Genomic DNA, 23,059 nt, shown 5'->3' with positions numbered 1-23,059 from the left:
TCATGCGTAACAAACCGTTGATCTTCACCGTGGTACTGACCGCGGTGCTGGTGGCGCTGGCGCTGAATATGCGTGGCCAGGACCGGGTTGTGGACTTGTCCAGTCGCAACCTGTTATCACCGATGCAGGCGAAGCAATTGGTAGAGCTGGAGCGAATCAGCTTGCAGCGGGGAGAAGGGAAGGTGGAACTGGCGCGGCATGAGGGTGGCTGGGGCGTGGTCAGCCATGCTGGCTTTCCGGTCCAGCAGGAGCGTCTGGCGGCGCTGATGCATGCCGTGCGAGGCGCTCGGGTGATCGAGGAAAAGACCGATGACCCAGAGCACCATGCGCGGCTGGGGCTGGACATGAGGGTACCGGATAGTGAAGCGCTGCAGGTTGCCTTGCACAGCCCGTCACTGGACTTCGGGCTGATCTACGGTGATCGAGTAGGCAGCGGGCAGCTGGCGCGTTTTATCGACAATAATCAGGTGCTGTTGCTGAACCGGCCTCTGAGCATTTCAGTCAGTGCGCATGATTGGCTGGCGCTGAACGTCATCGATATTCCCATGCAAGAGTTGGCGACAGCGCGCTGGACCCACGCCGATGGCGAAACACTCGAGTTCGACAAGGCGGCGGAGAGTGACTACAACCTGCGTCTGCTCGGGTCCGATGAAGTGCCGCAGGGCGGTAATGAGCGCTGGATCAACAGCATGGTGCTGGCTCTGATCAACCTGACTGCCCAGAACGTGGTCTTGCGCGACGATCTGGCCCTGGGCGAGCCCATGCTGACAATGCAGGTAACCACCTGGTCCGGAGCTGAACTGGCGGCGTCATTGCATGACGTTGATGGGCGCTACTGGTTGCTGATTGACAGTTACACGCCGCCTCAGGATGGTGAGTTGAATGTCTACGCCGATTCGCGTTGGGCGTATCAGGTCGGAATCGGCCAGTTGGAGAACCTCAACAAGCGGCAGGCAGACATCCTTCGTTCCCCGTAATAAGCATCGGCTTGCACCGCTCGGTTGATTGGCTAGAATCGAGACAGGTTGAACGGTGTGATCCAATGGGTAATACGGAGATTGTGGGAATGTCTGATCGGCAAACGGGTACGGTTAAATGGTTCAATGACGCGAAGGGCTTTGGCTTTATTCAGTGCGAGTCAGGTCCGGATGTTTTCGTGCATTTTCGCGCTATTCGGGGCGATGGTCATCGGACGCTGGTTGAAGGGCAGAAGGTCGAATTTTCTGTTTCTCAGGGTCAGAAAGGCCTGCAGGCTGACGATGTAGATGCGCTTTGAGCGCCGAGACGGGGCCATCCTGGTATTGTCTGGCGCTGGGTGATGGTCTGCTGGCCACTGTCCCACTGAAGGATATCGAAGAGGCATTTGACCAGCTGTATCCGCGCGGGGAAGCACCGCCGGATGCAGCTGTTTTCAGCCGTCATCGGCTGGATGGGTTGCAGTGCTACGTCACCGTGTTCTTTTCCCCGGCGTTGGCCGATCTGGCCAGGAGATTCAAGGCACACCCGTGCGCAAAGCCGGGGGGCCGTGATCTGGACCTGTTGGTAGGCTTAGCCGGTGCGCTGCAGCTCTGACTGCACCTCTCTTACAGTCTCGGCAGATTGCTATCCAGCCAGCGCTGAAAGTCTGCTGGCGGTAGCGCACCGTTGAGACGAGCAACTTCCTTGCCCTTATGCATGATGAGCAGAGTCGGAATGCTGCGGATGGCAAAACGCGCAGCCAGCTCTTGCGCCGCTTCGGTATCGATCTTGGCCAGGCGGGCCTGTGGCTCGGCAGTACCGGCAGCTTGAGAGAATACCGGGGCAAACTGCTTGCATGGGCCACACCAGCTGGCCCAGAAATCGACCACCAGAGGCAGGTCGGCATTGGCGTGGGCATTAAAGTTTGTATTGCCGAGGTCTACCGGCGCGCCAATGAACAGCGGCTCCTTGCAGGCTCCGCAGCGTGGGGCTTGATCAAGCCGTTCAGCGGCCAGACGGTTGCGGCGATGGCAATGCGGGCAGGCCAGTGTGATGGGCTCACTCATGAGCGTGCTCCTGTTTTTCTGTCAATGGGCCGGGCGATGCCGCTCAGGGCTTCATCGCCCAGACGAATTCTTCTTCACCCTCGGCGGTGACCTTCATCCAACTATCGGCGTTGGCCTCGCCGTGTTCTTCCTGCCATCCGCCGATGGAGCAGCGTACTTCGCGGTTTATACCGGCTGCTACCGCGCGGGCGCAGTCAAGGTCGGTTGCCCAAGGCGTATCTTCACTCTCGAACCAGATACTCGCCCATTTGCCGGCCGCCTTGCGCACTATCATCAATGGAATAGCCGTTTCACCATGCAAGGTGCCGCGGCGCATGGTGCCAGCCCAGGGGCGGAGCTCAACGCGGCCGACATGCTGTTCCAGCCAGCCATTCAACTCATCCAGAAAGTCTTCCTTCAGGTAGATCTCGATATCCGGTTGGCGCACAGAATTTCCTCTCAATGGCGTTGCAGCATGACCATACGCATGGCAACTTCCAGCCCGGCAATACCGCTGTCGCGCAGTGCCTGTTGCCGGTCGGGGCGGCTGCGGAAGCCGTGGGGTGTCATGCCGATCAGATTGTCCAATCCGGCAGACTCCAGATCCAGAGCATAGCGCAGGACCTGATCATTGACGATCTCCAGACCCTCCGGCAAGACCTTGATCAGCTCGGGGGTAGGATGAATACTGTCGTAGAGTTTTTCGCGCAGGGCCAGCAGGTGATCGGCGTGTGGCCCGACCAGAAGCAGGTGACCGCCGGGTTTGAGTACGCGCAGACACTCATCCCAGGACCAGGGGCTGAATACGCACAGTGCCGCATCCAGACTGGCATCGGCCACCGGCAGGCGCGCACTGGAGCCGACCAGCCACTGGATGTCGCGGTTACGTCGACATGCCTTGATCACGGCATCCTTGCTGATATCCAATCCGGCACAATCGGTTTGTGGCAGGGCGCGAGCCAGGCGGTCGGTGTAGTAGCCTTCGCCGCAGCCCATGTCGAGCAACGCAACGGGTGCCTGCTCGGTAAACAGCCGGTTGATTTCATCGCTGACCGGCTGATAATGGCCGCCATCGAGAAACGCCTGACGGTGGGCCAGCATGGTCGGCGTGTCGCCGGGCTGGCGGCTGTTCTTGTGCTGGACCAGCAACAGGTTCAGATAGCCTTGGCGGGCCTGGTCATAACTGTGGCCATTGCTGCAGGACCAGTTTCGGTCTTCGGCGTTAAGCGGCTCACGGCAGTGGGGACAGATAAGCTGAGGCATCAGGCAAGCAACTGTTTCAGGGTGGTGTAATAGATGTCAGTCAGGATATCCAGATCGCTGGCACTGACGTGTTCATTGGTTTGGTGGATGGTCGCATTCAACGGGCCAAGTTCGACCACCTGGGTGCCCATGGTGGCAATGAAGCGGCCATCAGAGGTACCGCCGGAGGTGGACGGCTGAGTGTGGTGGCGGGTGACCTCATGGATCGCGGCGGTTACGCCGTCCAGCAGTTCACCCGGCTCGGTGAGAAAAGGCTGGCCGGAGATTGTCCAGTCCAGCTCGTAATCCAATCCGTGGCGGTCGAGGATGTCACACACCCGTTGTTGCAGGCCGGGTACGGTGGACTCAGTGGAAAAGCGGAAATTGATCAGCGCTTCCAACTCGCCCGGCACCACGTTGGTGGCACCGGTGCCCGAGTGGATGTTGGAGATCTGAAAGCTGGTGGGCGGAAAGAAGGCGTTACCCAGGTCCCAGGTCTCGTTGGTCAGTTCTGTCAGCGCCGGTGCAGCCAGATGAATCGGGTTGCGAGCAAGATGCGGGTAGGCTACATGGCCTTGCTTGCCCTTGATCAGCAGGCGCGCATTCAGCGAGCCGCGACGGCCGTTCTTGACCACATCGCCCACCTGTTCAGTGCTGGATGGCTCACCGACGATACACCAATCGACTTTCTCGTTACGCTGCATGAGCGTCTCCACCACCTTGACCGTGCCCTCTGTCGCTGGACCTTCCTCATCGCTGGTGATCAGAAACGCCACCGAGCCGCGGTGATTGGGGTGGGCAGCCACAAATCGCTCCACCGCCACCACCATGGCCGCCAGGCTGCCTTTCATATCGGCAGCGCCGCGGCCATAGAGCAGACCATCGCGAATGATTGGCTCAAAAGGCGGGGTGTCCCACTGTTCCAGCGGCCCGGTCGGTACCACATCGGTGTGCCCGGCAAAGCACAGCACGGGTTGTGCTGTACCGCGGCGGGCCCAGAGGTTGTCCACGTCACCGAAACGCATGGACTCCAAGGTAAAACCACACGCCGTCAGACGTTCGCCCATCAGCTGCTGACAGCCCGCATCATCAGGAGTGGTCGAGTTGCGGGCAATCAGCTCGCAGGCGAGGGCAAGGGTGGGGGAGAGCATGCTGTTCATGATGGCCGACCGGTCTGAATTCGGCGGCCATAATAGCAGATATGCCCGGCATATCGCTCGGCACCCTTCCTTTGGGTCTAAGGCTTGGCCGGGTGCGTCTCATGCCCCATTGGTGTGCTGTCCGGCAACCCCGTCTGCGGATTGCGGAAATCCGGGCTGTGCGATTCGGAGTCCAGTGGCATATGGCTGTAGCGCTGGATATTGGGGGAGTGGTGGTTTCTCTCATCCATGATGCGTTTCAATTCGCAATGCCCGGTGGCACCACGAAATACAGCCATACCGCCCAACGCCATCTGCAGAATGCCTCTCAGACCGCCGGTGCGCATGCCGTTGCCCAGCAATGCCAAGCCGCCGATGATCGAGGCGGCGCGCTCGGCGCCTTCTACATTTTTGGGAGTGGTGAGGTGAAGCATGATGTTTTTACCTCCAGTGGAGAGCAAGAGCGGCCCGCGTCCACGGACTGCCGGGGAGCGGACCGGATTGGTCAGCGTGCCGGTACGTTTTGCGAGTCGTGCGAGATGGTGACTTCGACCCGGCGATTCATTGCACGGGAAGCCGGAGTGTCATTGTCCGATACCGGATGCGCTTCACCGAGACCGACAGTTTCGATGCGGCTTGACGCAACTCCTTCGCGTACCAACGCACGTCGTACCGAATCAGCGCGGGCTTGGGAAAGGGTGAGATTGTAGGAATCGGCGCCGGTGCTGTCCGTGAAGCCCTCGATCAGCACCTTGCGTTGCTCATGCTCGTTCAGGAATTCTGCCAGCTTGCGCACGCTGGAATTGGCTGCCGGCTTCAGGTCCGACTTGTCATGATCGAACAGCACATTGCTGAAGGTCACCACTGAACCGCGGTCGGTCTGCTTGGCATTCAATTCGTCCTGTAACTGCTTGATCTGCGCATCCCTTGCTTCCAGACGGGTGCGGGCACGTTTCTCGGAAACCCCTTCCAGCTCCTGCTCTGCCGCGCGCATCACTATTGTCTGCCGCGCCAACTCGACGCGTTGCTCAGTCAGGTAGGCCAGGTGGTCTATTTCATGCGGCTCGGCACCTTCTTTCTGAGCGAGTTCCGCTCGGCTCAGGGAACCTCGGGCGTCTTCGGTTTCTACAGCTGCCAGTTGGCGTGCCTGGGGGTGGTTCTGCAATTCGGTCACGCTCAGACGGGCCTGCTCCAGATTGGGATTGAGCTCATTGGAGGCGCAGGCCGTCAATAACAGGCCCATGGCCAGGCAAGCCGGAATAGTCAGATAAGTACGCATGGGATCTTCTCCTCACAATTGGATAAGTTGGCCGCAGTGGTCACTGGACGCCGCGCATGGTTTCTTCGCGCAGCTCCTGGGTGCCTCGTTCGGCTTCCCCTACGACTTTCAGGGCTTTTTCCGCGCGGGCCTTGCGTTCAGCGACACGGGCATCCCATTCGGCCTGTTCGGCAAGGTAACGTGCGCGCTCATATTCTTCTGCCACGTTGGCTTGTTCGGCCTGCAGCAGTTTTCCCCGGGCCTTACGTAGTTCCACCGGTGCATATTCAGCGCTCTGCGCTGTATCGGCGGCATTGAGTGCCTGTTGGGCTGTAGCCAGCTGGGTGGTTGGTGGTGGAGTGCTTGCGCAACCGACCAGCACGGCGGCAGCGCCAAGGGTAGCGACGGCTATCAGATGTTTGGGTGCGTGTAGAAAAGCGTGTTTAGACATGGTTCCGACTCCAGATTGAATGCATTGCGTCAACAATGGTTACGGAAAAATGAAACTGTGCTTCCTTTACTGGCAGGACCATCCGGGCCATGAGCATTGCGCTGCCGATGCGCTGTAATCGACCAGTTTGAGACTGTTGCAATCACAGTATGTACAAAGGGTCTGACCGCTTGGTGTGGGGGCTGTTCAACAAAACGTACAGGCGCGTGGCTATTGCCACGTGCCAGCGGGAGAGTCAGGCGGGCCAACGTGCCTTGCGCCAGGCGCGACGCTGCTTCTTGTCGAGGTAGGTCCAGGCCAGCAGTCGGCTGTGCTTCTGCCCTTGTGCCATGGGGATGATGCGGATGTCACGAGCCTGCTGTGTTTGCAGCTGTTGTTGCAGCATCGGCAGGTTGACGGCTTTCGATACCAGTGTGGTAAACCAGAAAACCTGCCCGGCAATGGCGGCGCTTTCAGCAATCATCCGTGACAGAAACCCGGCCTCGCCACCATCACACATCAGCTCGTTGAGCTGTCCACCGAAGTTCAGTGCAGGCGCCTTGCCCGAACTGCCTTTGCCGCCCTTGCCAAGGTTGCGCCATTTGCGTTGACTGCCGCTGATGGCCTCAGCCTGGCTGGCATGGAAAGGTGGATTGCACAAGGTGAAGTCGAACTGCTCGTCTGCACCGACGATCCCGCCAAAGATACTGGAAGGCGTCGGCTGGTGACGCAAACGGATGCTCGGAGCCAGTAGCGGGTTGGCGGCCAGAATACGTGCGGCATTGTCCAGCGCGGCGGAGTCGATATCGGCACCGACGAACCGCCATTGATACTCCACCCGGCCAAGCAATGGATAGATCAGATTGGCGCCCGTGCCGATGTCCAGGCCGACGAGCTGCTCGCCTGTGGGTATCTTGCCGTCATGGCTCTCGCCAAGAAGATCAGCCAAGGCGTGGATATAGTCGGCGCGCCCGGGCACCGGCGGGCAGAGATACCCGTCGGGAATGGCCCACTCAAGGATGCCGTACTGGTGCAGCAGCAGGGCGTGGTTCAACGCCTTCACTGCCCGCGGATTGGCAAAGTCGAGCGTGGGGGAACCCTCTGTAGCCCGGATGATATGGGCGGTCAGCTCTGGATAGGCGCGGGCCAGAACAGGCAGGTCGTAATGCCCCTGATGACGATTACGAGGGTGCAGTCCGGTTTTCGGCGGGCGTGGCGGGTTCGATCGGGGAGGCATGGCATGATCCATTTGGCAAGAGGTGAATTGTCCCACAACGGCGTTGGAGGTTCATCAGGCTTGTGCACAATTAAGGTGGATGAATCTGTGGATAACCCTGTGATAGAAAGTGCGAGACCGCATCAATGATGGCTTCGGGAGTGCTGGTTGTTTATTGATCAGTTGCGGGAATAGGTTGTCGCCATGCGTTATACTGCGCGGTCTCATTTCAGCGAGGTTTGCATGGCCATTGATGATCCCCGTTTCGGTGGTATAGCCCGGTTGTATGGTACCGAGGCTCTGGCTCGTCTGCAGGGCAGCCATGTGGCCGTGGTCGGTATTGGCGGTGTGGGTAGCTGGGCTGCCGAAGCATTGGCGCGCACCGGGGTGGGGCGTATCACGTTGATCGATATGGACGATATCTGCGTCACCAATACCAATCGCCAGCTACCGGCGATGAAGGGCAATATTGGTCGACTCAAGGTGGAGGCCATGGCTGAGCGCCTCCAGGCCATCAACCCTGGCTGTGAGGTACGCCCGATCATGGGTTTCGTCACGCCAGACACGCTGGCTGAGTACATCACCGATGATATCGATTGTGTAGTGGACTGCATCGATAGCGTGGCTTCCAAGGTCGCACTGATTGCCTGGTGCCGTCGACGTAAGATCGGCATCGTGACCACCGGCGGTGCCGGCGGCCAGATCGACCCGACCATGATCAAGGTGGCGGACCTGTCAAAAACCGTGAATGATCCTCTGGCCGCCAAGGCGCGTTCGATGTTGCGGCGTGACCACAACTTCCCCCGGGCCGACAGCAAGCGCAGCTTCGGTGTGCCCTGCGTCTATTCCACCGAACAGCTGCGCTACCCGAAGCCGGATGGCTCGGTATGTCAGCAGAAGTCCTTTGTGGGTGAGGGCGTGAAGCTGGATTGCTCAGGCGGCTTCGGCTCGGTGACCATGGTCACGGCAACCTTTGGCATGGTGGCCGCCTCGAAGGCGGTGGAGCGACTGCTGCGGTAGGCTGATTGCTGCCGTTCCGGCGGACATCCCATTTTGTGCCCGGTTTGCCGCAGCCACTCAATCGCCTGCTCTTCAGCAGTGGCTGTTGACTAAGCGGAGAGTTTTCCCGACAGTTTGCTGGTATTTTGCCAACTGACTCACAACCCTGTTTCCCAAGGGCGGCCTTGACGGCTGCGGTCTGATATAACGGCAACTTTGTTCGTCAGACGAAGGAACACAGGATGTTCGCCCCGGCCAATACCGCTCACTTCACCCTCGCCATTCCGCGCCTGGATCATGACTTCAACGTGCTGGCCTTTCAGGGCACCGAAGCCATCAGCCAGCCCTATTGCTTTGAACTGGACCTGGTCAGCGAACGTCCCGATCTGGATATTGAAAGCCTGCTGCATCAGCCCGCATTTCTTTCTTATGCCGGCCCGGACCAGGGCGTGCACGGCCTGATCCACAGCGTCGCCCAGGGCGAATCGGGTAAACGTCTGACCCGCTACCGCATCACCCTGGTCCCGCGACTGGCCTACCTACAGCACGCCACCAACCAGCGCATCTTCCAGCACCGCAGCGTGCCGCAGATCATCACCGAGGTGTTCAAGGGCCACGGTATTTTCACCGACTCCTTCCGCTTCCAGCTGCGTGAAGAAGGTCCGGAGCGCATCTACTGCACCCAATACGGCGAAACTGACCTGCACTTCATCCAGCGCCTGTGCGAAGAAGAAGGCATCCACTACCACTTCCAGCACAGCCCTGACGGGCATCAGCTGGTGTTTGGCGAAGACCAGACCATCTTCCCAACATTGCAGCCAACCCGATTCAACCAAGGCAGCGGCATGGTCGCCGACGAACCGGTCATCAAGCGCTTCAACCTGCGCCTGCAAACCCGCCCCAGCCACGTCACCCGCCGCGACTACAACTTCGAGAAGCCGCGCCTGCTGATGGAAAGCGCAGCGCAAAGCGAAGCCATGCCCGCCCTGGAAGACTACGCCTACCCCGGCCGCTTCATGCACCGCGACCGAGGCACCCACCTCGCCACCCGCACCCTGGAAACCCACCGCAGCGACTACCGTCTGGTTAACGGCGAAAGCGATCATCCCCTGTTGATCAGCGGGCATTTTCTGGCTCTGGCTGAACACCCACGAGAAGACTGGAACGACCTCTGGTTATTGACCTCGGTAATCCACGAAGGCAAGCAACCTCAAGTGCTGGAAGAATCCGTCACCAGCGATGCCAACCTTGACGATGGCTTTACCCAAGGCTACCGCAACACCTTCACCGCCACCCCCTGGGATGTGATTTTCCGTCCCCCAACAGACCACAAGAAACAAACCATCGCCGGCAGCCAATCCGCCGTCATCACCGGCCCCGAAAACGAAGAAATCCACTGCGACGAATACGGCCGCGTCAAAGTCCAGTTCCACTGGGACCGCCACGGCCAGGCTGACGCCAAGACCAGCTGCTGGCTAAGAGTGGCCAGCAACTGGGCCGGAGACCGCTACGGCGGCATCACCATCCCGCGCGTCGGCATGGAAGTACTGGTCTCTTTCCTCGAAGGCGACCCCGACCAACCCCTGATCACCGGCTGCCTGTACCACAAGACCCACCAGGTCCCCTACACCCTGCCGGAGCACAAAACCCGCAGCGTCTTCAAAACCCTCAGCAGCCCGGGCGGCGACGGTTTCAACGAACTGCGCATCGAAGACAAGGCCGGAGAAGAACAGATCTTCATCCACGCCCAGCGGGACTGGGACCAGAACATCCAGCACGACCAGCACATCCGCGTCGGCAATGAACGCCACGACCGCGTTGAAGCCAACAGCTACACCGAACTGCTGGCCGAAGAACACCGCACCACCCACGCCGACCGCAAAACCGAGCTCAAGGCCGACGATCACCTGACCGTTGCCAACACTCAGCACGTCAAGATAGGAACCGGGCAGTTCATCAACGCCGGCCAGGAAATCCACCTGTCCAGCGGCATGAAAGTGGTACTCGAAGCCGGCAGCGAAATCACCTTCAAGGCCGGAGGCAGCTTCGTCAAGATCGACCCCAGCGGGATATCGATGGTCGGGCCGCAGGTGCGGATGAACTCGGGCGGGATTGCGGGTAAAGGCTCTGGTAGCCAGCCGGTTCTGCCAGACAAGGTACAAACGGCAGATACTGAGCTGAACGGCGAGCCACTCATCCCCATCAACCCCGCCGCCGGGCTACAAAAGCTGGCCCTCAAGCGTGCAGCAGACGCTGCCATGGCCGTATGTGAAGTCTGCATGGCGGGAGAAGCCTGACCCATGAGAAGGGACGCACAACACTACCTGTTGCTGGACGGCGCACAGATTGATGACCTCATGCAGATCCTCTACCAGCTGGAACCTGTCCCGGAGTTCCATAAATTATATGACGGCACCTGTTATGCCGAACTTGCCGAGGTCGGGCCGGTTCTCATTGCCACCGACCATAGCAGTCTTCTGAGCCAGCACTTCAAAGAGCATTGGAGTACAACAGCAGGCGCCACCCTCAACAGCCGAGCCCGTACCGACGAGCTGATTCAACACCTGAGCAGTCTGGTACACGCCAGCGTAAGCGGTGGGGTGAGTGTGCTGTTTCGCTATTACGATCCCCGCATCCTGCATCTCTGGCTAGCGAATATGAATGACGGACAGCGCAATACCGCCCTTGGCCCGGTTGAACAATTTCAGCTGTGGGCACACGGCGCCTGGCATGAGTTCAGCCGCTCTGCTCCATCTATCGCCCAACATTACGCCGAGAATCCCTGGCTGCAACTGAGCGATGAGCAGTTAGCTAGCCTGAATCAGGCTAAACAGCAGGCCTTCGAGCAGACCCTGCTGGAGCATATGGACAGATGGTTTCCTGAGTGTCTCGCCAATGCTGGGGCGAGAGAACGCGAGGTTTGGGCCAAAGCCTGCTGCGTCAGGGCAAATGAATACGGCTTCAGTGCGGCCGCAGACATCGTTCGTTGGGCCGGCCTGTCAGCCATCTGCGGGCCCGACTTTCCCGAAGCCATAGAGCATGCCAACTACCGGGCCTTGTTGCGCCAGCCAGGCCTGTTGCCAGTACAGAAGCTCGATGCCGTCAGGCTGGAAGCTCAGAGCCAGGCATTAAGCCATAGCAAGGACAGCGTCGCATGACCATTGATAGACAACAGCAGGCTATTAATCTGGAGCAGGCCGATCAGGCAGCTCAACGCAACTTTTCAACCGACGCGCTGGAAAGTCCGGTAGCAGGCTGCCCAGCCCGAGAGAGTCAGATATTCATCGTACCAACCCGTTATGGACTGGTAGAAGACGCGGTCGAAGATGGCTGCCTGCAACCCGGCTACCACACCCGGAGCCATCCCATGGCACTGCGCCGGCTACGGACGGGCTACCTGTATATCTGGCAGGGGGGAGGCCCGCTAAAGCGCTACGCCATAACGCCAAACAGCCAGCTGGCAGAGCAGCCATTAAGCGCGCCCCATGAAGAAGTCAATACAGCTCAGCAAGTGGGACTGGCCTTCGATAAGCATCTGGCACTGGATATTCTGTATACAGAGATCCCGTTGCCCGCAGCAATATATACCCTGTTGGAGCAGTCGGTAGGCGAGCGCGGCAGACGCATGCAGCAGATCAACCTGCCGCAGGTGGCGGTTGAACTGGAAGCAACCCACTGTCCGACCCTGGACAAGGCCGAACAACTGATCGCCGAGCTCATCCCGGCAGTCCGCGAGCGCATCATGGCCTACGACTTTCGGGCCAATCCGGAAGGCTACAAGCAGAGCCAGCAGGCCGTCGCGCGACATATGCAGAAGCATCCCTCGCCGGAGCGTGTTCAGGCCCATATTCACACTACGCTCTGGCTTCAGGAACACCAGCGCGTCTCAGGGAGTATCAAGGAGGATATCCCACACCGCCCCGGTTACTGGAGCAGCGAACCATGGAGTACTCAAGGCACTGATGCTTGGTTCAGTCGGGCTCGTCAGCAAGCAGGTAGTTTGCATGCGGTATTGGTGGCCGTGGATGACATTCTCGGCATGCTGCGCGACCTGAACCATGAGCAAGCCAGAACCACCGAGATTGAAGAAGAATGGAATGAGCTCAATGGCCATAAAGGACTGATGGCCGGCTTCATCAACAGCCTGCGGGAGGAAGACGGTGCGGAGTTGGCAGGCATTATCAGCTACCGATACCGTGAGCAGGATATGCAGCTTACGCCTGAACAAGGTGAGCTGCTGCTCCAAGCCCAGAGGGACTTGCAACCGACTCTGGCAGAGGAAACCGATATAAACCAGAACCTGCGCCGCACCCACGGCCATGCGGCGGCGGATGCCCGCCTGCGCGACGTTCATGCCCGACAGCAGCAGATCTATCAACCCATTCGCAGCTTCATTCCCGCGCAGTTGCATGGCCATATCCAGGGCGTGGTCATGAATTACCGTGCGAGCAAGCAACGCAACATGAGCGACAGCCGGTCTGGCGCGCAGGTAGCCGAGCGCGTACGGCTGGCTGAGATGGAAAACTGGATCAGCAATGTGGCCAGCCCCCACCGGGACTGGCTGGCCCACCGGCGTCACGCCCTGTTTCAGGATACGCAAACCCTGCTGGCACAGCATGATAAAGGCAGCTGGTTTGCAGACTATGCCGACCGAACCCATTGCGAATGGCTGAGCGAGCTTGGGTTCAATACCTTGAGCGAACTCTGCATCAGCGGCCCCGGCGTCATGATAGCTACAGACTTGCTGCGCAACCCAACACCGGGAAAACCCTTGTCGCTGGTGGCATCGGCCTTTACTCCTGAATTGTCCGAATTGGTCGGTCTGTCCGAACGGCTCGCTGAAATAGAAGGCGTGCTCAGTGCCAACAACCAGGAACTGGCTGGCACTCTCATTGGCCGCCTGGCCGGCACTGAAAAGCTTAGCTGGCTACAGAGCCTTGGTGGCGCGGATGGGCATGACTGGGGTCGCGCCATGAGCCGCCTTGCTGCGGCCTTTGCCGAGCTGGAAGCCGAACACCTCAAGGAGGCTAGCGCCCCGGCAGCCATTCAGCACTTCCCCAAACCGCTATTGAGCCTGATGCTGGTGCTCAAGGTCTCAGGGGATTTTGCGCTCAAGTCCACTCAGACCGGCTACCAACTCAGCGGCCCGGCTGGCAAAGCGGTCTGGGACTGGAGTAACCAAGCCGCCGATCGCCTGCGACTTGGGCTGGTGAGACAACTGGAACCTGTCCAGGCACTTAATGCTTATGGTGGAGCATTGTCCTTGGCAGCCCTGTTGTTGCATGGGATAAACCTGGTGGCACTGCGTAGTCGGGATGAGTTGCGTGAGCATAACCTGGAGCGGCGGATGGAGCATCTCAATGCAACGCTCAACATAGCAGCTGCATTGAGTGCGGTGATACAGAATGCATCATATGCGAGAGGAGTTATCGAAAAAGGCTTCTTTGGTGTCAGATTGCCTTTAGTGACTGCGCTGGGTTTCGTGACGGGTTTTTTCGCTGCGTCGGCAGGTTTCTCAGATCTTGTAAAGCTTGTATCGGAGCAAAGAAAATCAACTTCGCACTGGTCAACAGATGAGTGGGGCCGTTTACTTCGGGGTTCCGGTCACACTGCATTGGCGGGCACCTACGCAAGTATGGGGGGCTATGCCACTTATATGCACCTGGTGGGCCGCTGGGATACAGCTCGCGCTACGTCCTGGTTTATCCGGACCACGAGTCTGGTGGGTTGGGGAGTTCTGCTAATTGAAGGTTTATACCTGGCTTGGCGTCACTTTACCCATCGTACTGAGATGCAGCGCTTCTTGGAGGAGTGTTGCTGGGGTAACAAGCGCCGCTGGACGGATACAGAGGAGGATCAGGCTAAAGAATTTCATGCCCTGATCAACATGCTGTTCAATCCACAACTGAAAGTAAAAACCCGTCTCGTCACACGTACTCGGGGGAATCACGATTCGTTGAGGGCTGTGCCTAGCAAGCTCACTCTAGTGTTGCCGGGTGCCGATCCCGAAACAACCCGCCTTGGCATCACGCTTGTAGCTGTTGGCTTAAACCAGTCTGTCAGAGAAATCACCTCGTTGTGGGAGGAAAGTCTGGAGTGCAGATGGTTGCCAATAGAAGAGGGAATGGGACTGAAACTCACTGGCAAGGTAGCGGAACTATCCGAGAAAGAACACCTTGAAGTGCGAGTGCTCTATCACAGCCCGCTGGCATTAATGATTGGCGCTGTCGGTGAAGCCAGCCCGGTAGTGGGTGGCAATATGGGGGCGCGTTATCTGGTCAAGGGCGGGCAGATTACTCAACACGCCAATGAGGATGGGCCGCTACCAAGTGACAAACTTTTGATTGAACAGCCAATATCCAGGGGAAAACTGCAACCGGAGAAGAAAGCATGACCCAACAGGCAGGTGAGGTAAAGGCAGGATTGTTATGGAAGCAGGAGCACCTGTCTCCGCTGCCCATCCCCACCGGTGAGCCGGCCTCCGATGTATTGGGCATGATCTGGCGCAAGAACAATGTCTATCTGGATATTGGCAGCCTGTCATTAGGGGGTGGTTGGGTCGTGTGTTATTTAGGCACTCTGATGTGGGCAAGCTTGATTGTTTACCTGCTGATTCATGATGTCTACATCGGAGTTTTGTTGTTTTCTTTCGGCGCCTTAACAATGATGGGCTTCCTCTGGACTGGCTATATCAAGGCCTACCGTCGTCCGCTGACGCCACCCCTGCGCTTTCACCGGCAGCGGCGCGAAGTCCGTATCGTTACCCCTGAAGGGGATGAGTGGACAGTGCCCTGGGAGCGGGTACACGCCATTGCCCCCAGCGCCACCATGGTCGGCCAGTTTGGTGCAGCCAAGATGGGTGGGCTGCTGTTGTGGTTTCCGTTCAAAGATCAGATTGACGAACCCTTCCATATGCACAAGGAAGGCTGGGCCATCATGGTCAGCCCCGGCCCGGGTATCGCAGCCATGCGCCAATGGGAATGCATCCGCAGCTTCATGGAAGTGGGGCCCGATGCCGTGCCGGAGCCTACTGATGTCCGCGATAAAAGGCTGCGAGATATCTTTGTTGAAGAGTTCCGCAAGGCTCGGCAACACCATGGGTTGTTTCTGACCCTGTTATGGGACGTAGGTATAGGCCAGATCCTGTTTAACCCGATGGGCTACCACTGGCTGCACAAGAAGAAATTCGCCGTCATCCCCGACCTGACGAGCCCCGAGTCTGTCGCCTGGTCACAGCCACTACCCTTGGAACAATGGGCCAAACGCTCGCCGGAATTGCAGGCGGCCATCGCCGAGCGGGAACAGGGAATGGCCGCCGCCGCAGCCGCCGCAGAAGAGCAATCCGAGGCCAGAAAAACCCAACTGGCCCACAGATTGATTGACGGTGACCGAACGCAATGATGTTAACGCTTCCTGATCAGCAACGGTTATCTTGCTGTGGAAGTTACCCAAATCCGTTTGAGCCCTGAATCGACCTACAAAAAAGCCCGGCGAACCGGGCTCTCCCTTCACTCAATCACTCAATTATGCGCATGCAACATGCCATTCAACTGAATAGCGCTCTTGTTGGTCTTGCACTCGATCGAGCCGGTCTGTGAGTTGCGGCGGAACAGTAGGTCGGGTTGGTTGGCCAGGCTGCGGGCCTTGATGATTTCCACCAGGTTGTCGGCGTCGTCCAGCAGTGCGACTTTGAGGCCGGCGGTGATGTACAAGCCGGCTTCCACGGTGCAGCGGTCACCCAATGGGATGCCGATACCGGCGTTGGCGCCGATCAGGCAACCTTCGCCCACCGAGATGACGATGTTGCCGCCGCCGGAGAGGGTGCCCATGGTTGAGCAGCCGCCACCCAGATCCGAGCCTTTGCCAACGAAGACGCCAGCGGAGATGCGGCCTTCGACCATGCTGGTGCCAGCGGTGCCGGCATTGAAGTTGATGAAACCTTCATGCATGACAGTGGTGCCCTCACCAACATAGGCACCCAGGCGTACCCGGGCGGTATCGGCGATGCGCACGCCGCTGGGCACGACGTAGTTAGTCATAAGCGGAAACTTGTCGATGCTGTTCACCTGCAGATCGCGCCCCTGCAGTCTGGCCGCCAGCTGGCGCTGAGGCAGTTCAAGCAGGTCTATTGCGCCTTCATCGGTCCAGGCCACGTTTGGCAGCAGTGGGAACAGGCCGGCCAGTACTACTTCATGGGGCTTGACCAGGCGGTGAGACAGTAAGTGCAGCTTGAGATAGGCGCCGGGCGTGGTGGTGGGGGCATCATCGGTTTCAAGGATGGTCGCCACCAGCGGACGGGTGCTGTTTTCAAGCTGAATAGCCAATGCGCCGAGCTCGGCAAAGCCTGCATCACAGAGAGCTTTGCCCAGTACGGCGCACTGACCGGGGTCAAGACTGATGGCCTTGTTACCGCCGGCGTAGCCGAGTTGTTCGGAGAATACGGCAACCATCCGCTGGTCCGGGTTCAGGATAGGTTGGGGGTAATATACCTCCAACCAATCGCCGGAATTGTTCTGGGTCCCGATACCCAGGGCCAAACTGAAGCTGTCACTCATTCGGTGTTCCTTTGTGCATGGAGTCAGAAGGCAGCGGCATACAGGTCAGGCTTGAAGCCGACCAGACGCTGTGAGCCGATATCCAGTACCGGTCTTTTTATCATTGAGGGATTGGCTTGCATCAGGGTGACGGCCTTGTCCTGATCGATATTCTGTTTGTCGGCATCGTCGAGCTTGCGAAAGGTGGTGCCCTGACGGTTGAGGATTTTCTCCCAGCCGTGCTCGGTGCACCAGGCGTGCAGACGGGCGGTGTCGATGCCTTCCTTCTTGTAGTCATGGAAGTGGTACTCGATACCATGCTCATCCAGCCAGGTGCGGGCTTTCTTCATGGTGTCACAGGCTTTGATGCCGTAGAGGGTAATCATGGTCAGAGGCTCCTGATAAAAGTCCGAATACGTTGGGCGGCTTCGATGCAGTCGGCCAGCGGCGCGACCAGCGCCAGACGCACACGCCCGGCGCCGGGGTTGTGACCGTCGACTTCGCGGGACAGGTAACGCCCCGGTACGACTGCCACATTCTGCTCGGCCAGCAGGCGACGGGTGAAGGTTTCGTCATCGATGGGCGTGGCCGGCCACAGATAGAAGCCGGCGTCCGGGCGCTGAATATCCAGCACGTCGCCGAGAGTATCCAGCACTGCGTCAAACTTGGCCTGGTAGAGAGTTCGGTTGGCTGCTACGTGCTCTTCATCCTGCCATGCGGTGAGACTGGCCAGCTGGACGTGAATGGGCATGGCGCAGCCGTGATAGGTTCGGTAGGTAAGGTATGGGCCAAGCAGGCTGGCATCGCCGGCGACAAATCCGGAGCGCAGACCGGGCAGGTTGGATCGCTTGGACAGGCTGTGAAACACCACGCAGCGGGAAAAATCGGTCCGTCCCAGGCTGGCGCAGGCCTGTAGCAATCCGACCGGGGCGGGCTGGCCCGGTGAATAGATTTCGCTGTAGCACTCATCCGAGGCGATGACGAAATCATGTTCGTCCGCCAGTGCGATCAGTTTCTGCAAGGTGGCCAGCGGGGTGACCGCGCCGGTGGGGTTGCCAGGCGAGCAGATGAACAGCAGTTGGCAGCGGCGCCAGATGTCTGCGGGTACCTTGTCGAAATCGGGGACAAAGCCATCAGCTGGATTGCAGGCCAGATAGTGGGGCTGCACGCCTGCCAGGAACGCAGCGCCTTCATAGATCTGATAGAAGGGGTTGGGGCTGACCACCAGTCCCTCTGGGTCGCGCTGGACCACGGCCTGGGTAAAGGAAAACAACGCCTCGCGGGTGCCGGTGACAGGCAGTACGTGCTGATCGGCGTCGAGCATGCCTGCCGGTAACTGGAAGCGTTGACTCAGCCAGTCGACGATGCCCTGGCGCAGTTCCGGCAACCCCGCGGTGGACGGGTAGATGGCCGCCTTGTCCAGATTGGCGGCAAGGGCTTCCAGCACCACTGCGGGGGAGGCATGTTTCGGTTCGCCGATGGACAAGGCGATCGGTGCCAGATCCGGGTTGGGCGTGATGTCGGCGAGCAGCGCCCGCAGCTTTTCAAAAGGGTAGGGCTGCAGACGTTGCAGGTCGGGATTCATCCGGTTCGGGTCCTTAAATATCCATTGATTGCGGCGTGTTGTTATCTCTGGTCCCGTAGCTCAACGTGCGGATAATGGTGTTTTGCAATCGCTCGCATAACAGCGGGTCGGACAGAGGTTGATTGTCCGCATCAGTGATCACAAAAACGTCATCCACGCGCTCACCCAAGGTGACGATGCGGGCATTCTGCACGCTGATGTCGTAATCCAGAAATATTTTCCCCATTTTCGCCAGCAAACCGGGACGGTCGGGGGCGCTCAACTCAAGAATGGTGTGTTGCCCGCCATGGTCGGTAAAGATGGTGACTTCGGGATCGAAGGCAAAATGTTTGAGCTGGCGCGGCACCCGGCGCTGGATGATTGCCGGATAGGCGTCCGGGTCGGACAAGGCTTCGAGCAGGCCGCGTTTGATCTCGCGAATACGTTCTGGGTTGTCGCCGATCGGACCTCCATCGGCGTCCAGCACTATGTAGGTATCCAGGCTGAATCGGTTGCTGGTGGTGATGATGCGGGCATCCTGAATACTCAGGTTGAGCTGATCCATGGCCGCTGCGGTCACGGCGAACTGATCGTGCTGCTCGGGCGTATAAAGAAATATCTGCGTGGCGCCTTCGAACTCGCGCTGGGCGGTTTCCTTGATCAGCACCAATGGGCCGCGATGTTCGGGGTGTTGAGCGATGGCTTCGGTATGCCAGGCAATGTCACTGGCGGTATGCCGCAGGAAATAATCCTCGCCCAATTGCGTCCACAGGGCTTCGACATCCTCTTCATCAATACCGCTGCGTACCAGGATGTCCATGGCGGCATGCTGGGTATCGACAATCTGCTGCGCGCGGTTGGGTGGGTTGTCCAGGCCGCGGCGCAGAGCGCGTTTGGTTTCGGTATACAGCTGACGCAGCAGCGAGGCGCGCCAGGAATTCCATAGCGTCGGATTGGTGGCGTTGATATCGGCAATGGTCAGCACATACAGGTAATCCAGGCGCACCTGGTTACCCAGCTGCACGGCAAAGTCGTGGATCACTTCTGGGTCGGAGATGTCCTTGCGCTGGGCGGTAGTGGACATAATCAGATGGTGTTCCACCAGCCAGCTGACCAGGTGGGTATCCCAGGCAGGCAGTTTGTGACGCTGGCAGAACAGCGTGGCGTCCATTGCGCCAAGCTCGGAGTGGTCACCACCGCGGCCCTTGGCAATATCGTGATACAGCCCGGCCATATACAGCAGGTCCGGCTTGGGCAGGCGGCAGAAGATCTTCCAGGCCAGCGGGTACTTTTCCTGATAATCAGGGCGGCCCAGCTTGCGCAGGTGCTTGATCAGATTCAGGGTGTGCGCATCCACGGTGTAGATGTGGAACAAGTCGTGTTGCATCTGGCCGACGATGCGTCCGAACTCCGGCAGATAGCGCCCGAGAATGCCGTAGCGGTTCATGCGCCGCAGGTTGCGGTGGACGCCTTCGCGGCAGCGCAGCAGTTCGACGAACAGGCTGGTGTTGCGGATATCGCTGCGGAAGTCGTCATCAATCAGATGACGATGATCGCGCAGCAGGCGGATGCTGTCCGCACGGACGCCGCGGATCTCCTGATGCTGGGCCATCAGCACGAAGATCTCCAGCAGTGCGAAGGGCGTTCGCTTGAACACCTGTGGGTGCGTTACCTCGATATAGTGGTTGCGCACCTGAAAGCGGCTATTGAGCGGCTGGATATCCGCGGATTCGGCATCGCGCAGAAGAATTTCCTCGAAGTGCTGCATCAGCAGATCGTTCAGCTCTGACAATGACATGACGATGCGGTAGTACTTTTGCATGAAACGCTCGACCGCCAGTTTGGCATCGTTGTCCTCGAAGCCGAACAGTCGCGCCAGGGCGCGCTGATGGTCGAACAGCAGGCGATCCTCGGCGCGGCCGGCGAGGGTGTGCAGCGCAAAGCGTACTTGCCAGAGGAACGCCCGGCCTCCAGCCAGAATGTTGTATTCGGGCTCGTTGAGAAAGCCCTGGTCGACCAGCTGACGCAGGTTGCTGGTGCCGAAATGGCGCAGTGCGACCCAGCCGATGGTCTGGATGTCGCGCAGACCGCCGGGGGAGCTTTTGACGTTGGGCTCGAGGTTGTATTCGGTATCGTTGAACTTGGCATGCCGGGCATGCTGCTCGGCACGCTTGGCGCGGAAGAATTCGGCACTGGTCCACATATGCTGCGGACCAACTGCCTCGAGCATGGCTTGGCGCAGAGACTCCTCGCCGACCAGGAGGCGCGATTCCATGAGATTGGTTATCACGGTGACGTCAACGCGTGCCTCCTGCTGACATTCGCTGATCGTCCTGACGCTCTGGCCGACTTCCAGGCCGATGTCCCAGAGCAGAGTGAGAAACTGACTGATGGACTCGTTATAGCGATTGCCACTGCCATCGCGCAGCAGGATCAGCAGGTCGATGTCGGAGTGCGGATGCAACTCGCCCCGACCGTACCCGCCGCCTGCCAGTAGGGCGATATCCGGATCGTTGGGGCAGTCGAGGGCGCTCCAGGCCTGACGCAGAATCTGGTCGGTGAACCAGGCCCGGTCATGGATCAGCTTGTGAATGTCCCGACCGCCTTCGAAACGCGCTTGCAATACGTCGCTGGCATGCTGCAGGGCTTTCTTGAAGGCGGGAATCGGGCTGCGCTTGAGCGCCAGATCAGCCTTGAACTGGCTTGGGTCAAACAGTTCGTGATCCACAATGATTCCCTCGCGACGTTCGCTTGCTGCGTTATTCAGAGGCTCAACGGAAGCTTTCTTCCTTGCGCAGTGTCAGTATTTCATAGCCGTCAGCGGTGACCAGAATGGTGTGCTCCCACTGCGCCGACAGCTTGCGGTCTTTGGTAATGGCGGTCCAGCCATCGCCCAGCAGACGGGTTTCTGCACGACCCTGGTTGAGCATGGGCTCGATGGTGAAGGTCATGCCTTCCTTCAATTCCAGGCCAGTGCCAGCCTTGCCGTAATGCAGCACCTGGGGTTCTTCATGGAACACCTTGCCGATGCCGTGACCGCAGTAATCGCGTACCACGCTGAACCGGTTGGCGTGGGCATGGTCCTGGATGATCTGACCAATGTCGCCCAGACGCGCGCCGGGCCGTACGACGGATATACCTTTATACAGACATTCCTGAGTAACCCGTGACAGGCGGGTGACCCACTCCGGTGTCTCGCCGACATGGAACATCTTGCTGGTGTCACCGTGGTAGCCATCCTTGATGACAGTGATGTCGATGTTCATCGCATCGCCATTTTTCAGCGGCTTATCGTTGGGGATGCCATGACAGACCACATGGTTGAGCGAGGTGCAGATGGATCTGGGAAATGGAATGCGGCCGTGGCCACCACCGTAGTTCAGCGGCGCGGGAATGGCCTGCTGTTCATTGATGATGAAGTCATGGCAGCGCTGGTTCAGCTCGTCGGTGGTGACACCCGGCTTAACGTATTCTCCGATCATCTCCAGCACTTCAGCAGCCAGGCGGCCGGCGACGCGCATGCCGGCGATATCTTCGGGGGTCTTGATGGATACGCTCATGAGGGGGAGTTCTCTCGTCTTACCACGCCGACTGGCGTGCGAAATGGATTGAATGGGCGAGAGTTTATCAGATAGAACGGCGGGCTGGGGGGCTGAGCCAGAGCCGCCATTCGGCACGTCGGTCTTTATCTGGTGGGGCAGTATGTGGTATAAAGCGCCGCGCCTGAACGAACAGCGGATTTTTCCGCATCAGGCCTTACTGAATCCGCACACGTATCGACACGTTGTCCTGGGTGCCCTTCGGGGTTGGATTGCGGGATATGTGGAGGCTCAACCCGATATAATTTATGGAGTTATCATGACCCAAGTTTCAATGCGTGACATGCTGAAGGCCGGTGCGCACTTCGGCCACCAGACCCGTTACTGGAACCCGAAAATGGGCAAGTTCATTTTCGGCGCTCGCAACAAGATTCACATCATCAACCTGGAAAAGACCATGCCGATGCTCCACGAAGCCCTGAGCTTTGTGGAAAAACTGGCCAGCGGCAAAAACAAGCTGCTGTTCGTTGGCACCAAGCGCGCTGCCAGTAAGATCATCGCTGAAGAAGCCACCCGTGCCGGCATGCCCTACGTTGATCACCGTTGGCTCGGCGGCATGCTGACCAACTACAAGACCATCCGCCAGTCCATCAAGCGACTGCGTGACCTGGAAGTCCAGGCTCAGGACGGCACCTTCACCAAGCTGACCAAGAAAGAAGCGCTGATGCGCACCCGTGATCTGGAAAAGCTGGATCGTGGTCTGGGCGGTATCAAGGACATGGGCGGCCTGCCTGATGCTCTCTTCGTCATCGACGTTGAGCACGAGCGCATTGCTATCACCGAAGCCAACAAGCTGGGCATCCCGGTCATCGGCATCGTTGATACCAACAGCAGCCCTGACGGTATCGATTACGTGATCCCGGGCAACGATGACGCCATCCGCGCCATCAAACTGTACGCCGGCGCAATGGCTGATGCCGTTCTGCGCGGCAAGAACAGTGGCGGTGTCGACGAGTTCGTCGAGGAAACTGCTCCTGCTTCCGAGGCCTCCGAAGGCTGAGCAGGAATCGGCGTGGTTTGATGCCGTATTAAAAAAGGGGGCCATGCCCCCTTTTTGCACTATGTTGAATGCAAT

At 58.9% G+C, this 23,059-nt stretch carries 22 protein-coding genes; 9 read left to right on the top strand and 13 right to left on the bottom strand.

Going from position 1 to position 23,059, the window contains the following annotated elements; genetic code table 11:
* Positions 1–2: 2 nt before the first annotated feature.
* The 3 genes from INT39_RS11270 to INT39_RS11260 all read left to right on the top strand — a co-directional run bounded on the left by INT39_RS11270 (position 3) and on the right by INT39_RS11260 (position 1,572).
* Entirely contained in the window at positions 3–977 is a 975-nt protein-coding gene (locus tag INT39_RS11270; RefSeq protein WP_193074005.1) for a DUF4340 domain-containing protein, read from the top strand.
* Positions 978–1,066: 89 nt separating this feature from the next.
* On the top strand, positions 1,067–1,276 hold the full coding sequence (locus INT39_RS11265) for a cold-shock protein (RefSeq protein ID WP_193074004.1): 210 nt from the start codon (positions 1,067–1,069) through the stop codon (positions 1,274–1,276).
* Positions 1,273–1,572, top strand: coding sequence for a hypothetical protein (locus INT39_RS11260; RefSeq protein WP_193074003.1), 300 nt, complete (start codon positions 1,273–1,275; stop codon positions 1,570–1,572). Before INT39_RS11265 ends, INT39_RS11260 begins: the two co-directional genes overlap by 4 nt.
* Positions 1,573–1,583: 11 nt before the next feature.
* Here INT39_RS11260 and trxC read toward each other — a convergent pair whose 3' ends face one another.
* From trxC to rlmF, 8 genes are all read right to left on the bottom strand, one after another.
* Positions 1,584–2,024, bottom strand: coding sequence for a thioredoxin TrxC (trxC, locus tag INT39_RS11255; RefSeq protein WP_193074002.1), 441 nt, complete (start codon positions 2,022–2,024; stop codon positions 1,584–1,586).
* Between the two features lie 43 nt (positions 2,025–2,067).
* Positions 2,068–2,451: a hypothetical protein gene (locus tag INT39_RS11250; RefSeq protein WP_193074001.1), complete on the bottom strand. Its 384-nt coding sequence runs from the start codon at positions 2,449–2,451 to the stop codon at positions 2,068–2,070.
* 11 nt (positions 2,452–2,462) lie between these two features.
* Positions 2,463–3,266 carry a putative RNA methyltransferase gene (locus tag INT39_RS11245; RefSeq protein ID WP_193074000.1) on the bottom strand — a complete coding sequence of 268 codons (804 nt, stop codon included), beginning with the start codon at positions 3,264–3,266 and terminating at the stop codon, positions 2,463–2,465.
* The gene (gene dapE / locus INT39_RS11240; RefSeq protein WP_193073999.1) at positions 3,266–4,405 is read right to left on the bottom strand and encodes a succinyl-diaminopimelate desuccinylase; all 1,140 of its coding nucleotides are present in this window, start codon (positions 4,403–4,405) and stop codon (positions 3,266–3,268) included. The genes INT39_RS11245 and dapE overlap by 1 nt, the downstream gene beginning before the upstream one ends.
* A 77-nt stretch (positions 4,406–4,482) precedes the next feature.
* Positions 4,483–4,818, bottom strand: a complete 336-nt coding sequence (locus tag INT39_RS11235) for a DUF2892 domain-containing protein (RefSeq protein WP_193073998.1) — start codon at positions 4,816–4,818, stop codon at positions 4,483–4,485.
* Positions 4,819–4,889: 71 nt separating this feature from the next.
* Positions 4,890–5,663, bottom strand: coding sequence for an OmpA family protein (locus tag INT39_RS11230; protein WP_193073997.1), 774 nt, complete (start codon positions 5,661–5,663; stop codon positions 4,890–4,892).
* Positions 5,664–5,703: 40 nt separating this feature from the next.
* The gene (locus INT39_RS11225) at positions 5,704–6,093 is read right to left on the bottom strand and encodes a DUF4398 domain-containing protein (protein ID WP_193073996.1); all 390 of its coding nucleotides are present in this window, start codon (positions 6,091–6,093) and stop codon (positions 5,704–5,706) included.
* A gap of 235 nt (positions 6,094–6,328) precedes the next feature.
* The gene (gene rlmF / locus INT39_RS11220) at positions 6,329–7,309 is read right to left on the bottom strand and encodes a 23S rRNA (adenine(1618)-N(6))-methyltransferase RlmF (protein WP_226944706.1); all 981 of its coding nucleotides are present in this window, start codon (positions 7,307–7,309) and stop codon (positions 6,329–6,331) included.
* A gap of 222 nt (positions 7,310–7,531) precedes the next feature.
* On the opposite strand from rlmF, the gene tcdA reads away from it, so the two are divergent.
* From tcdA to INT39_RS11195, 5 genes are all read left to right on the top strand, one after another.
* Entirely contained in the window at positions 7,532–8,308 is a 777-nt protein-coding gene (gene tcdA / locus INT39_RS11215) for a tRNA cyclic N6-threonylcarbamoyladenosine(37) synthase TcdA (protein WP_193073994.1), read from the top strand.
* A 221-nt stretch (positions 8,309–8,529) separates the two neighbouring features.
* Complete coding sequence (gene tssI / locus INT39_RS11210) at positions 8,530–10,584, top strand: type VI secretion system tip protein TssI/VgrG (RefSeq protein WP_193073993.1); 2,055 nt, start codon at positions 8,530–8,532, stop codon at positions 10,582–10,584.
* 3 nt (positions 10,585–10,587) lie between these two features.
* Positions 10,588–11,445 (top strand): DUF4123 domain-containing protein, encoded by an 858-nt coding sequence (locus tag INT39_RS11205; RefSeq protein ID WP_193073992.1) that lies wholly within the window; start codon positions 10,588–10,590, stop codon positions 11,443–11,445.
* Entirely contained in the window at positions 11,442–14,681 is a 3,240-nt protein-coding gene (locus INT39_RS11200; RefSeq protein ID WP_193073991.1) for a toxin VasX, read from the top strand. The genes INT39_RS11205 and INT39_RS11200 overlap by 4 nt, the downstream gene beginning before the upstream one ends.
* Positions 14,678–15,688 (top strand): hypothetical protein, encoded by a 1,011-nt coding sequence (locus INT39_RS11195; RefSeq protein ID WP_193073990.1) that lies wholly within the window; start codon positions 14,678–14,680, stop codon positions 15,686–15,688. Before INT39_RS11200 ends, INT39_RS11195 begins: the two co-directional genes overlap by 4 nt.
* A 119-nt stretch (positions 15,689–15,807) precedes the next feature.
* On the opposite strand, the gene dapD is transcribed toward INT39_RS11195, so the two are convergent.
* Genes dapD through map form a run of 5 tightly spaced genes read right to left on the bottom strand, consistent with a single transcriptional unit; the run spans position 15,808 to position 21,945 of the window.
* On the bottom strand, positions 15,808–16,842 hold the full coding sequence (gene dapD / locus INT39_RS11190) for a 2,3,4,5-tetrahydropyridine-2,6-dicarboxylate N-succinyltransferase (protein WP_193073989.1): 1,035 nt from the start codon (positions 16,840–16,842) through the stop codon (positions 15,808–15,810).
* A gap of 23 nt (positions 16,843–16,865) precedes the next feature.
* Complete coding sequence (locus INT39_RS11185) at positions 16,866–17,207, bottom strand: ArsC family reductase (RefSeq protein WP_193073988.1); 342 nt, start codon at positions 17,205–17,207, stop codon at positions 16,866–16,868.
* A 2-nt stretch (positions 17,208–17,209) separates the two neighbouring features.
* A complete protein-coding gene (gene dapC / locus INT39_RS11180) occupies positions 17,210–18,406 on the bottom strand; it encodes a succinyldiaminopimelate transaminase (protein WP_193073987.1) in 1,197 nt (398 codons plus the stop codon).
* A gap of 13 nt (positions 18,407–18,419) precedes the next feature.
* Positions 18,420–21,113 carry a [protein-PII] uridylyltransferase gene (locus INT39_RS11175; RefSeq protein ID WP_319021347.1) on the bottom strand — a complete coding sequence of 898 codons (2,694 nt, stop codon included), beginning with the start codon at positions 21,111–21,113 and terminating at the stop codon, positions 18,420–18,422.
* Positions 21,114–21,156: 43 nt separating this feature from the next.
* Positions 21,157–21,945, bottom strand: coding sequence for a type I methionyl aminopeptidase (map, locus tag INT39_RS11170; RefSeq protein WP_193073986.1), 789 nt, complete (start codon positions 21,943–21,945; stop codon positions 21,157–21,159).
* Positions 21,946–22,243: 298 nt separating this feature from the next.
* On the opposite strand from map, the gene rpsB reads away from it, so the two are divergent.
* The gene (gene rpsB / locus INT39_RS11165) at positions 22,244–22,984 is read left to right on the top strand and encodes a 30S ribosomal protein S2 (protein WP_193073985.1); all 741 of its coding nucleotides are present in this window, start codon (positions 22,244–22,246) and stop codon (positions 22,982–22,984) included.
* The last annotated feature ends 75 nt before the right edge of the window (positions 22,985–23,059 follow it).

The sequence above is a fragment of the Pseudomonas sp. FME51 genome, from assembly GCF_014897305.1.
Note: the sequence above shows the minus strand (reverse complement) of the source record. Positions and strands in the feature narration are given on the sequence as shown.